We start from the raw sequence: 11869 nt of genomic DNA, 5'->3' as shown, positions 1-11869 counted from the left end.
CGTCCATCATACGCAGCGCACTCAGTTTTTGTTCGATCGAATGTCGACTTCTCGCCATAAAAAAACACTCCCCAATCAGATAAACAGATTTGTTATTTCATCTGTCTACCTATTGGGGAGCATATCACGAATCAGAAGCTGGGTTTTAGTCTTCCATCCAGCGATAGACAACCATAAAACCAATCCACGTTGCACAAAACGTCAGAACGATGTTAATCAGTTGCCACATTCCATCTGTGAGGTGCATTTATTTATCTCCTTCTAGTTAAACCGATTCTTCGACGCATCGCGATGCGCCGTCCGCAACTCATGGTTCGTCACATGCTCCGGGTCAATCAGTTCAAGCTTCCGGTTCACCCAGACCGATAAGAAAATGAACGGGATGAACAAGGCAAGAAGCATTCCCGCGAAGACGAGGAGCGAGCCTTCAATCGACCAGGCGATGGCGATAAAGATACCCAGCAAGATGACATTGGCGAGCACGATCCCGAATTCGAGACGGACGAACTTTTGATAGCGCGCCTCGTCGTTAAAGGTGAGCAGTAAATTCATCCGGTGCCAGGCCCGATAAAGACTCGGCAGCTGGGTCGCCATGATGATGACGGCGAACGTCGCCACTTTAATGTCTTGCGTGAAGATGAAGTAAAAGGCGATTCCTAAAATTGCGAACGTGAGCAAAAGCGCCGTCCGGTTCACGTTGCGGTCGTTCTCGACCATTTGTTTTAATCGTTCATTTTTATTAACCATACTGAGTACTCCCATCATGATGACTTTCGTTTTTCACGTTCGATTTGTGCCTCGCCGAGTTCAGTCCCTGTCACATGGTTCGGATCAATCTCTTTTAACTCGCGATCGATTCGAAATCGAAATGCCAAAAACGTGATGAGGCCGACGATGATGACGACCGCGAATGTAAGTAGCGTGATCCAGCCTAGCATTGTACTCGCGACCAATAATAGAAGAAATACAAGGTTTCCGACGGCCAATCCGAACTCGGACCGTACTTTCTGTTGGTAGCGAGCCTCCTCGTTGAAGGTGAGCAACAATTTCATCCGATGCCACCCTTTATATAGCGCAGGGAGCTGTCCGGCCAAGATAATTGGCAACAATAAGAGGACGTCCGTCACCCAAAAATAAACGATGAACAACGCCAGGAAGCCGAGCATCGGATACCACGTTTGTTTTTGTCGCTTTCGGTCGTTCTCAATCATGCGTTCAAGTCTTATGTTATGGTCAACCATCAAATCCTCCTAACAAAATCTCATTTCCTTTTTTTACGAACCGAAAGAGTAAAAGGTTTCACTCAAACGGAATGTCATGCTCGAGATATACTCCGTCTCCTCGTACGCCACCATCACTCTTCCTCCCAATGCCGTTTCATCCGCTCCCGTTTCGTCAATCCAATCAAGCTGTCGACGACGTGCTCATCATCGATCTGAAGCAGGCGTCGATCAATTACCATCTCGATGAGTAGAAAACCAATCGCCAAGCTGACCACCGTCCCGGTGAATAACGATAACGGGACCAACCCTGATGCAAAGAGCGACATCATCCCCATCATGCCAAACAGTAAGACGATATTCAAAAGCCCTTTGAAGCGAATCCAGCGACGATAGCGTTTGTCCTCATTGAACGTCAACAGCGTCCTTGTTTTACGCCAAGCCACGAAACCAAGTGGCAACGCGACGACGAAAAAGAAGACGAACGCAGCGATCTGTTCATACGCGCCTCCCGTAAAAAGCCATAGGCCGCCCGCGAGTCCGATTAAAAATGTACCGATTAACATCACGATTCCAGTTCGGTTTCGCATATATAACTGTTCGATTCGTTCTTCACGTGTCATTTTTTATTCCCCCCTGAAACCAAATACTGACAAGTTGCGTACATAAGAATAGCATACCAATTATTAGGAGGGATTTCGATGGATATCCTCATTTTAGCCGTCTTGCTCGGCATCGTCGGTTTTATTGTGACCCGTTCCTATACTTTATATCCGTCATCGTTCGAGGAACGCTCACTCATTCAACCGAACGGCTCGCACACGACAAAATGCCCGCATTGCCAAACCGTCGTGAGACGGCAGGAACACGGGCAAACTTGTACGAACTGTCGTAAATCATTCTGAAGATCAACCTACTTGTTTTACCTGTTGGCGTGCCACCACTTTCTTTCCACTCAACTGGAACAACAGCACCCCGCCGACGATCAAGACGATGCCAAGCGCCGTCTTCCACGTGAACGGGATCGCCTCAAGTCCAAACCAGCCGAGCGTATCCCACAGCAAGGCGAACAAGATTTGCGACACCATGACAATCGAGATGGCGTAACTCGGACCGAGCTGCTGGACGCTTTGTGTCACGCTCATGACGACACCGACACCGATGATGCCGCTGAACCAGTACCACGTCTCCATGTCACGTAAATCAAACAACCCGCCGCCTTCACTGATCAATCCGATGAAGAGCGAGGCGAGAAAACCAAGTGCGAGGACGAGCGTCGTCGTCGCCCAAGCCCCGACCCGTTGTTTCACGTTGGCGTTGAACGTATTTTGTACACAGACGAGCATGCCGCCCATGACCGCGAGCATCATTCCAAGTGCCATTGTCGTTCCCCCTCACTCATAAATACTCTCCCCTGCGACAGCGATCAACCCGGCGCGATCGATGATTGCGATCGACCGACGATCCCGTTCGATCAATCCTTGTTCGACGAAGCGTTTGAGCGTCCGATTGACGTGGCGATAACTCGTCCCGATCAAGTCGGCGATATCGGTCAACTCATCGACCGTCGACCCGAGCGCACGCTCGTCCGGCGTCATCGACAGCAAGTAGCTCGCGAGCCGGACGTCGACCGGGTAAAACAAGTTGAAACTCATCGACTGCGACTTCAACTCGAACTTTCTCGTGATCTCTTCTAACAGATAATGGAGCCACGCCACGTCGTCTGCCGCGTGCCGGGCTAAATCGTCGAACCGGATGACGAGCATCTCGACCGATGTGACCGCCTCGACCGTATTTAAATATGGCGTCCGGCGCACGTATTCGATGTCACCGATCAAATCGAACGGACGTTTGAACGACAGTACGAGGCGTTTACCCGTTGCCGACGTATGCGCCACGCGAATCTTGCCTTTGACGAGAAAATGAAGGTGGTGCGCGTCGTCACCTTGGGCGCAAATCGTCGCGCCCGGCTCGTAACGGACGAGCGTGAAATGTTCGTGTGTCGCTTTTGGCAAGACTTGTAACTCCAGTTGCGTCAAATAGTGTTCTAGCATCCGGTCCCCTCCTACCATTTCAACAAGATGATGCCGGCGACCATCATGGCGACACCGAGCAATTGTGACACGTTCAACTCTCGGCGTACCATCCCGAACCAGCCGCGCCAATCGATGACGAGCGCGAGGGCGAGCTGCGCAATCAGAAACAAGGAGATTGTCAACGTGACACCGAGCTGATGGACGGCTGTCATGTTGCTGAACAAGATGAGGGCTGCGAACGCGCCACCCGACAAATAGAGCGGGTGCACGTGTCGCATCTGTTTATACGTCCGGTCACGCACAGCCAACATGACAAGAAGCGCCACGACGAAGCCGGTCATTTGCGTCAGTGTCGCGGCCTGCCACGTACCGATCTGTGAACTGATTCGTGCGTTGGCGACGCTTTGCAACGTTAAAAAGAACCCGCCGCTGATGGCGAATAAGACTCCGCGCATCGTATCCCCTCCTTTATATTATGACAAGCGGATCATCATGATACCGAGCACCATGACGAGCAAACTGACGAGTTGAATCCCGGTCACCGGATTTTTGGCTGCACCGAACCAACCGAACCGGTCAATCAGCAAACTACCGCATAATAAGCCGACAATGACGATGACGACGGCGATTCCGGTCCCGACCATCGGGACGATCAAGACGTTCCCGCCGATGAAGAGCGCGCCGATGATCCCACCAAGCCAAATCCACCACGGTTGTCCCGATAGCCCGCGCCATTCGACGCTCGGCCGTAGGATGAGTAAGACGAGGAGAAGTGTGACGATTCCTACGACGAACGAGACGAGCGCGCCTTTTAGCGCAGACTCGAGCACAGTCCCTAAATAGCCGTTGATGGCGGTCTGCATCGCACTCATCATCCCGGTCCCGATTCCGAGTAAACGCCAGACGTTCAAGTTACCGGTCTCCACCCGGTTCGCGATGACAAATTTTCCGCGGCGGCGATTGATCCAGTCTGTGAGTGCGACCGTCCCGACGACCCCTAGCAAAACAAGCAAGGCCCCAAACACGCGCCACGGTGTGAGGACGCTCACGGTCGAATTGAACCAACCGAAGTGATCGATTAAGAGCCCCATCACGATCTGTCCAAAGATTGGCATGATGACCGTCTGGACGCTGCCGAGACGTGGGAACAAGAGGATGTTCCCCGTTAAAAAAATGACCCCTAACAAGCCACCCGACCACATCCAGATCGGCTGTTGCTGAAAGATTGACGAGTCGAACCCGAATCCTTGTCCAGAGACAAGAAGGATGAGCGATAAAAAGGTCGTCCCGACCGCGAATGATAGGAACGAAGCGACAAACGGTGACCCGACGATCGAACGCAGACGCGAGTTCACGCTCGTCTGTATCGGTAGTAAGATGCCGATCACGAGTCCAATAACAATGGCTAACATATTTCGTTTCCTCGATTCTATGATGTAGTGCAAGTTATTATCTCAATGTACATCTCACTCATCTAAAGTATAAAGGACCGATGTCCTGAATCACAAAAAGACGAGTCCCGTTTGATTAGGAACTCGTCTTATGTTCGGTATTTCGTTGTTTTTTTGCTTTGCTCAACACTTTCGCGGTGACATGGTCGTCATCGAACATCAAGATGAATCGATCGAGCCAGCGTGGGGTGAGGATACTGAAAACAATCAAACTGACAATGAGTGCCAGCAGAACTTGAATCGAAACAACACCTGCATGATAGAAAGCGAACAGGCTCAAAATCGCGACGAATCCGATCCATTCGAACACGAAGCCCATGTAGACCCAGCGTGTGTAGCGACGGCTGTCGTTGAACGTGAGCAAGAGCTTCGTCTTACGCCACTCCAAGCATAAATACGGGAAATAGGAGATGGCCAAGACAAACGGGAGCCACGTCGGTGCCATATAGCCGACGACGACCGTGGCGACGAGCCCGGCCATCCAAATCCACCACCGTACAAACCAATGGGTATCGTCTTGTGCGAGCAGCTGGTTAATGCGTTCTTGTTTTGTCAAACCGGTCATAGGACACCTCTCATAAAATTCATAATTTTTCGTGTCGGTTGATCTAAATCTATCTGTTTGAGCTATTGTTATGTCGCTCATCTTGCTTAACATCAGTACTAAGTCCATTTTCTCGGAAGCAGATAAGTGCGCAAACCATATGAATGAGCATAATTTGTTTTTTCGTAAAATAGCACAAAATGACTCGATTTTTATATTTAGTCAAATCAGTCTACAGCGGTATTGTATCATTTTAGAAAACTATGGTTAAATTTTATATATAAATAGATGTTAAAGGATGTGGGCAATTATGAAAAAATTAACTTTTCTCATTTTAGGTTTCATCGTAATCGTATGGATTGGTGTATCAGTTTCGTTACCTCCTAAACTCGAGGCGACCTCTGATGACGGGCGTTGGAAAGCCGAGTACAATGTCGGGCACTCTGCAAAAGGTACATGGAAAGGTGACCTCTACTGGAAGAATGTAGAGGGGAAGATGACATCTCTTGTTTTTTATCAAGACGGAGACATTTTAACAGGCGATTTAGTATGGTCTCCTGCAGAGTATGTTGATTTAAACACCTTGAATCAAACCGAGTTTATTTACTTAGGCGAGAAACCTAAAAAGGATGCTACATATACGTTACATATCAAGTGGCTAGAAAACGGTAAAGAGTTTGAGCAAGTCCTAGACTTTAATGAAAAAAGACGACTGTTCGTCATACCTAGACTGGATTAAAACCAACGCAACACTTTTCAAACAAATGTAATTCACTCCTGATACGTGATATATTTAGCTTCGTTTCGATTGATTATTTCGACACCATTTTTATAGCCATACACTTTAAAATTACCTTTTCCTATCTCGTATATTTCGTACGTGTTATCAGGCTCGTCTTTAAAAATCACTTCAGCAAAATATTCTCCCATCTTGGAGTCCCTCATGATCTCTCTTGTTAAAATTTGTTGCTGATAATTGCTTTCTCTTAGGTAGGTATCGATGGTTTTAGAAAACTCTTGCTTCTCGTCATAGTGACTATGCTTGTATGTCAAAGCCCCCGTCACCGTGGCGGTTAAGACTAAAAGCATAGTAAACGTATAAAACGTTCTTTTTTTCATGATTCGCCCCTATCGATTTTGATTTTATGTCCGTCACATGTGGAACACCCTGACACTTTTTAAGTGAAGACTTATTAGAGCCATCTGTCAAAAAGTGCTTGCTTCGGGAAACACCTTATCGCAATCCCCTACTTGTCGCAAGCTCTGTCCGAAGCGGTTGCGACGCATCGAATCGACACACTGCCGCACTATAACGCTTGTACAAATATGTCAATAACAGCGCACAAGCGACGAGCATCATCCATAGCCACCAAGGAGCCATGAGTTTGTAACTCAAGACACTTGCGATGATGAATACATACCACCCGACAAGAACGCGATACATACCAAATGCCAGACGTTGTGCATCTGGTTGCTTTGAAAGCTGTGCGAACACCTTGCCCTCTTTCCACAATATCCTCACTAATCCAACTGCTGATACAATCATCAATCCGGTCCATAACCACCATGTTTGTTCAGCGAGCAACGCGAAAAACAAGAGCGCTGGGAAAGGGGCAAACCATGCCTCACGCGACCGTTTATGATGTTCACGATACATGTTCATTTGATGAATCCGTTCTTGTTTCGTCATACCATTTCATTCCTTTTCTAATCATTGATTCCGTCAAGACGGCGCTTCAGTTGCTCGCGATTGGCTTTTGCTAACATACTGGAAGTAACATGTTCAGGGTCGAGTTGAAGCAGCTTCCGGTCAACCCAAAATGGCCATAACACAGACGGCGGTGCCCCGATCACCATTGCCCACATGAGCCCGTCACGGTTCATGTGGCCCGTCAAAAACAAGGCGACAAGACCGAACAATAAGACGAACGTGAAGCAGAGCATCGAAAAATTCAGTCGAATGAGACGCCTATACATCGGCTCGTCATTGAATTGAAGATATGTACGCGTCTTTCTCCATTCGAGGAACACAGTCGGGACTAAACTGACTACCGCGATAACTCCCGAATAAATCGGATTCATCAGAAAGTAAAGCGCTGCCCCGAAAATCAACACACTACTCGTAAACATCATGCGCCGATATGTTTTTTCGATTGGTACGAGTTTCTGTAATCTTGCTTCACGGTCCATCAGTCTCCTCCTTAGTCTCTAACGTTGTCGAGTCGAATCTCTTTAAGCATCGGATGCTCCGGATCGATGTCGCTCAATCGCTCGTCTTGTTTTCGAATCAGGCGGTAGCCGCCGTATAGTACACCAACCGCCACACCTAAAATCCAGGCGTACATCCATCCGAGTTTAATTGTCAGCGCAAATGATAAAATGAATATGACAAACAGCGCAAACATATATCCGTTCCGACGAGCGATGATGATTTTGGCATCCTCTCGCTCGGTCAACTTGGCCTCGACCCGATTCGCCTTGAAAAAGATTCCGCCAAGCAGTAACAAGCAGACGAACACCCCCGTCACGTACCATCCGTTCAATGAATCTGAACGAATCAGCCCGACGGTAAAAAACGACATCGGAAACGTGATGAGGCCTTGAAGCAATGCCATTTTCACGTTCGATTTATAGATGACGTTGATGCGCTGTTGTTTTGTCATCTATTCACCTCACCACCCTCTCACTTCACGCCGCATCGGCTGCTCTGGGTCACTTTGTCTCACTTTTTCATCAAATGCCCGTTCTGAAACCGAGAGAATGAAAATACCGACTGTAAATCCGATGAATGGCAACCAACTAACCGCCTCTAATTTCAAAAGCCACGGAAATACGAGCCCGACGAAGAGGATTAACACATAATTAAGCGCATATTGCATCGATATGAAACGTTTCGTACGGGTACGTTCCGTGAAACTGCTCATGAATCGATACTCACGTTGAAGGACAGATCCGTACAGGAATGTCGTTAAGACCAGCAGGCCGCCGTAAAGTAACTCTTGCGTATTTGTTTGTAACAACAAAAAGACCAATATACCGACGGGAATCGCAAAGGATACACGGAGAAAGAACCACTTCCGGTTTTCTTGCTTCATTTTTGTCAAACGCTCATGTTTGTCCATAAGATACTCCTTTAGTTGTTATCTATATACATACTAATCACGTGCTAAATCTAAATCGCGTTCGTTGAATCTCTCGACGGGTCGGTTGCTCAGCATCTATCCATTCTAGCTGTTGATCAAGTTTAAATTGCGTAAATAAAATCAAGATGACGCTACCCATAAACAAAATGAATGGACTAAGTGTCAACATACTAAATCGCATCATAAGTGGAAAAATCACAGCCATCATGATGACAAACAAATAGTCGAGTTTATATTGGATGCTAACTACCTTTTTAGCTTGCTCGTTCGGTGTAAGGCTTTTGACAAAGCTTGATTCTCGTGAGAATAAAACATTTGCCGCAATCGTCAGTGCTAGGAGCAACCCTCCCATTAGCCAGGGATTCGCCTCTGTCTGTAAAAAGTAAAATACAAGCACACCAGTGGGAAGCGCAAAGAAAAGTCGTAATACTAACCATTGGGGATTCATCGTTTTTACTTTGCGTAATCGTTCTTGTTTACTCATATCGTTCACCTCTTCTGTAATTATACGTCTATCACTCGCTAAAAGTTCCGTATTTTTACATTTTTTTCGTCGGTCCGATTTGCTTGACGAGATTAAAATCTCGTCTTATAGTTTAGTTAACTTAACTTTATTTAAAAATGAGGTCTCCTTATGAACTTGCTACACAATTCCCGTTTCATTTTCACTTGGCTGTCCGGCATGACGCTGACGCTCGGTTTTTCCATCTTCTTTTTGAGCATGTCGTGGCTCACGATCGATGTGTTGAAACAACCGGCCCTGCTCGGAATCATCATGACGGCCGTCTCGTTGCCACGCGTAATTATGATGGTGTTCGGCGGTGTCTTTGCCGACCGCTATCAAAAGAGTCGCCTCTTATTTTTGACGAACCTCGGACAAGGTGTTTTGATGCTCGTCGTCGTCGCGCTGCACTTGGCCGACGCTTATTCCGTGATCGTCTTAATCCTTATCTCGATCGCGTTCGGACTATTGGACGGCATGTCGTATCCGGCGCTGTCTTCACTCATCCCGTCTCTCGTCAAAAAACACGAGCTCCAACGCGCTAACTCGTTATTCCAAGGGTCGCTCGAGCTCATGTTCGTAATCGGTCCATTTTTAGCTGGTCTTCTGTTGACGTGGGGCGGCTTCGGTCTTAGCTTTAGTACGGCGGCTGCGCTCATCTTTATCTCTGCTTTCTTGATGATGCCGCGGCTGATTCGAGACCATATTCCAGCGGCACAGACGATGTCGCTCAAGCACGTCGTCTTTGATTTGAAAGAAGGAATCCGCTACGTCTCAAAGACACCGATCTTGCGAAGCGGTACGTTCTCGATTGCGATCGTCAACTTGTTCATTATGGGACCGCTCATCATGAGCATCCCGATCCTCGTCGGTGAACGCGGCGGAACGGCGTTCGACTTGAGTTTGATTGAAGGCGGACTCGCCGTCGGGACGTTCGTCGCAAGTTTCCTCGTCTTATTGTTACGGTCGGTCCACCGCGGCCGTTTCGTCTTCCGCGCCTTGTTCTTGACGATTGTCGCATTTCTCTTCTACACGCAAGCCGAGTCCGTCCCGATGCTCGCTTTCGCGGCGGCCATGAGCGGCTTCATGCTGATGCTCGTCTATTTGCCGGCCGTCACGCTCATGCAAGAGCATAGCGATCAAGATAAGATCGGTCGCGTCATGAGCATCATGGCACTCGCCGCGTCCGGCCTAGAGCCGATCGCGTTCGCCGTTCTATCAATCCTAGTCGCGTTATCCGTACCGATTCAAACGTTACTCATCTCGTTTGGTATAATCGGACTAGCATTTAGTATCGTCCTGTATGTGCGGAGCCAGACGTTCCGTGACACACGTTAAGGAATGAAAGGAGAACGGGTTTTGAAAGAGACACGCAAACAACAAGTCATCGAGATGTATCGTCAAGTCGACGAGCTCGACTTGTTGTTCACCAAATACTTTACCGACTTGAACGAGTTTGAACTCAGTTACCAGCAAGAACAGATGTTGCTGCTCTTCAAACGAAAAGACACATGGACGACGACCGAGATCGCGACGAAGATGAATATCTCGAAAAGTGCGGTCAGCCAAGTGTTGAAAGTGCTCGAACAACGCCAGTTCGTCCAAAAAGAGAAAAATCCGGACAACTTGCGTGAGAGCTTCATCCGGCTCGGTCCGGTCGGCCTCGACTACTCGAAACAAGTCGATCGAATCGAAGAACAGCTCGCCGAAGAGATGTTCTCCGTGCTCGAGGATGACGAGATGAAGATGATCAATCGCGCGCTCGCGTTGATGATTCAGAAGTTCAAATAAAAATGCGTATCGTCCCGACTTGGGAGGATACGCATTTTTGGTTAGAGTTGCTCGACGACCCGGATTGCAGAACGAAGTGCCCCTTCGATATGACCGCCGAACATGGAATCCGTCTCGGTCCCAGCAAGTGAGAGCTTTTCTTCCCAAGCGGTGTCGAACGTAATCGGTCCATAGACAGGGAAGTCACTCAACGGTTGGGCATCTTGCGAACTTGCCGTGTCGCGGTCACTTGACCAATCCACGTACAAGACGTCACGCGGATGACGCGCCTCTTCCCCGAACAGTCGGACGAGTTGCTCGACGACGAGACGATTGAGCTCGTCCCGGTCTAGCGCGGCCCGCTCAAAAGGTGATAATCGGAAGAAACCGAACAGTGCCCCGTACCCTCCCGGCGCTGACGCGTCATGAATCTCCTGCAACACGCCGGACCAACTCATGCCGAGCCCGGATAAGCCGGCATCTCGCCAAAACGGTCGGTCATACACGGCGACCACTTTCGCCTGTCCGGCCATCCACGTCGGGGTAGACGACAGCTTCACCTTCGTCGCTTCAGACAGTTCCGGTTGAAACGAGATGCGTGAGACGAGCCGTGGCGGGATGGCTAGGATGACGTGATGGAACGTTTTTGCCGATCCTGCTTCGACTGCGACCGATACCCCGTCTTCTGTCTGGTGAATCGACGTGACGGTCGTCTCGAGTTCGATTGTCCCTTCTGGAAGTCTGGCAGCGAGCGCTGTAGTCAGTGTCGCCATACCGCCCTCAAGTCGCATCGACAGAACGGTCTGTTCGGGTGGCAACGTGTGGCGCTCAATCACGCCAACTTTCCGCTCGAGCATCAAGTCACCGGTCGTATGTTGCGGGAACACCGGAAGTCCGAGCCGATCGACGAGTTGCGTGATCGTCTTCTCGGTATCCGGCCAATACCATGTCGGACCGAGGTCAAATCCGTTTTGGCTCAACACCCGTCCCCCGATGCGATCGCGTGATTCAAATACGGTGACGTCATAGCCTTTTTCGATGAGGAGCGAGGCGGCGTACAGGCCGCTGACGCCCGCCCCGATGATGGCGATCGATTTGGTCATATAAATACTCCTTCTCTATACGTGGTGCTCCCATTATACTGAAAAAGATACATCTATATGACTTGAGCGCACCGCTCAGGAAAGGAAGGTTCAAGTGCAG

General features: G+C 48.9%; 19 protein-coding genes. 4 read left to right on the top strand and 15 right to left on the bottom strand.

The genetic code is table 11. From position 1 onward, the window contains the following. Positions 1–261 precede the first annotated feature (261 nt). From EVJ32_RS10650 to EVJ32_RS10640, 3 genes are all read right to left on the bottom strand, one after another. On the bottom strand, positions 262–747 hold the full coding sequence (locus EVJ32_RS10650) for a hypothetical protein (protein ID WP_131458281.1): 486 nt from the start codon (positions 745–747) through the stop codon (positions 262–264). A gap of 14 nt (positions 748–761) precedes the next feature. Beyond that, complete coding sequence (locus tag EVJ32_RS10645) at positions 762–1241, bottom strand: hypothetical protein (protein ID WP_131458279.1); 480 nt, start codon at positions 1239–1241, stop codon at positions 762–764. Positions 1242–1354: 113 nt separating this feature from the next. After that, positions 1355–1843 carry a hypothetical protein gene (locus EVJ32_RS10640; protein WP_131458277.1) on the bottom strand — a complete coding sequence of 163 codons (489 nt, stop codon included), beginning with the start codon at positions 1841–1843 and terminating at the stop codon, positions 1355–1357. Between the two features lie 78 nt (positions 1844–1921). Here EVJ32_RS10640 and EVJ32_RS10635 point away from each other — a divergent pair, with 78 nt between their 5' ends. Further along, positions 1922–2125, top strand: coding sequence for a hypothetical protein (locus EVJ32_RS10635; RefSeq protein WP_131458275.1), 204 nt, complete (start codon positions 1922–1924; stop codon positions 2123–2125). A gap of 3 nt (positions 2126–2128) precedes the next feature. Here the strand turns inward: EVJ32_RS10635 and EVJ32_RS10630 are convergent, their stop codons facing one another. The 5 genes from EVJ32_RS10630 to EVJ32_RS10610 all read right to left on the bottom strand — a co-directional run bounded on the left by EVJ32_RS10630 (position 2129) and on the right by EVJ32_RS10610 (position 5272). Beyond that, positions 2129–2602 (bottom strand): DMT family transporter, encoded by a 474-nt coding sequence (locus EVJ32_RS10630; protein WP_131458273.1) that lies wholly within the window; start codon positions 2600–2602, stop codon positions 2129–2131. Between the two features lie 12 nt (positions 2603–2614). Continuing rightward, positions 2615–3274, bottom strand: a complete 660-nt coding sequence (locus EVJ32_RS10625) for a Crp/Fnr family transcriptional regulator (RefSeq protein WP_131458271.1) — start codon at positions 3272–3274, stop codon at positions 2615–2617. 11 nt (positions 3275–3285) lie between these two features. Next, positions 3286–3711, bottom strand: coding sequence for a DMT family transporter (locus EVJ32_RS10620; RefSeq protein WP_131458269.1), 426 nt, complete (start codon positions 3709–3711; stop codon positions 3286–3288). An 18-nt stretch (positions 3712–3729) separates the two neighbouring features. Beyond that, on the bottom strand, positions 3730–4668 hold the full coding sequence (locus EVJ32_RS10615; RefSeq protein WP_131458267.1) for a DMT family transporter: 939 nt from the start codon (positions 4666–4668) through the stop codon (positions 3730–3732). A gap of 115 nt (positions 4669–4783) precedes the next feature. Beyond that, entirely contained in the window at positions 4784–5272 is a 489-nt protein-coding gene (locus tag EVJ32_RS10610) for a hypothetical protein (RefSeq protein ID WP_131458265.1), read from the bottom strand. Between the two features lie 289 nt (positions 5273–5561). Here EVJ32_RS10610 and EVJ32_RS10605 point away from each other — a divergent pair, with 289 nt between their 5' ends. Next, the gene (locus tag EVJ32_RS10605; protein ID WP_131458263.1) at positions 5562–5990 is read left to right on the top strand and encodes a hypothetical protein; all 429 of its coding nucleotides are present in this window, start codon (positions 5562–5564) and stop codon (positions 5988–5990) included. 32 nt (positions 5991–6022) lie between these two features. Here EVJ32_RS10605 and EVJ32_RS10600 read toward each other — a convergent pair whose 3' ends face one another. From EVJ32_RS10600 to EVJ32_RS10575, 6 genes are all read right to left on the bottom strand, one after another. Further along, a complete protein-coding gene (locus EVJ32_RS10600; RefSeq protein ID WP_131458261.1) occupies positions 6023–6370 on the bottom strand; it encodes a DUF3139 domain-containing protein in 348 nt (115 codons plus the stop codon). 115 nt (positions 6371–6485) lie between these two features. Continuing rightward, positions 6486–6941 (bottom strand): hypothetical protein, encoded by a 456-nt coding sequence (locus EVJ32_RS10595; protein WP_131458259.1) that lies wholly within the window; start codon positions 6939–6941, stop codon positions 6486–6488. A gap of 17 nt (positions 6942–6958) precedes the next feature. Continuing rightward, positions 6959–7441 carry a hypothetical protein gene (locus tag EVJ32_RS10590; RefSeq protein ID WP_131458257.1) on the bottom strand — a complete coding sequence of 161 codons (483 nt, stop codon included), beginning with the start codon at positions 7439–7441 and terminating at the stop codon, positions 6959–6961. An 11-nt stretch (positions 7442–7452) separates the two neighbouring features. Further along, a complete protein-coding gene (locus EVJ32_RS10585) occupies positions 7453–7914 on the bottom strand; it encodes a hypothetical protein (RefSeq protein ID WP_131458255.1) in 462 nt (153 codons plus the stop codon). Between the two features lie 9 nt (positions 7915–7923). Next, entirely contained in the window at positions 7924–8373 is a 450-nt protein-coding gene (locus EVJ32_RS10580; RefSeq protein ID WP_131458253.1) for a hypothetical protein, read from the bottom strand. 37 nt (positions 8374–8410) lie between these two features. Beyond that, positions 8411–8878, bottom strand: a complete 468-nt coding sequence (locus EVJ32_RS10575; RefSeq protein WP_131458251.1) for a hypothetical protein — start codon at positions 8876–8878, stop codon at positions 8411–8413. Between the two features lie 150 nt (positions 8879–9028). On the opposite strand from EVJ32_RS10575, the gene EVJ32_RS10570 reads away from it, so the two are divergent. Together EVJ32_RS10570 and EVJ32_RS10565 are read left to right on the top strand one after the other, a co-directional pair. Beyond that, a complete protein-coding gene (locus tag EVJ32_RS10570) occupies positions 9029–10234 on the top strand; it encodes an MFS transporter (protein ID WP_131458249.1) in 1206 nt (401 codons plus the stop codon). Between the two features lie 21 nt (positions 10235–10255). Then, positions 10256–10687 (top strand): MarR family winged helix-turn-helix transcriptional regulator, encoded by a 432-nt coding sequence (locus EVJ32_RS10565; protein WP_236634146.1) that lies wholly within the window; start codon positions 10256–10258, stop codon positions 10685–10687. Positions 10688–10728: 41 nt separating this feature from the next. Here the strand turns inward: EVJ32_RS10565 and EVJ32_RS10560 are convergent, their stop codons facing one another. Further along, a complete protein-coding gene (locus EVJ32_RS10560; protein WP_131458247.1) occupies positions 10729–11769 on the bottom strand; it encodes a flavin monoamine oxidase family protein in 1041 nt (346 codons plus the stop codon). Positions 11770–11869 lie beyond the last annotated feature (100 nt).

This window comes from Exiguobacterium sp. SH5S4, from assembly GCF_004337045.1.
Taxonomy (GTDB): domain Bacteria; phylum Bacillota; class Bacilli; order Exiguobacteriales; family Exiguobacteriaceae; genus Exiguobacterium; species Exiguobacterium aurantiacum_A.
This window is presented reverse-complemented; position numbering and strand designations above follow the sequence as displayed.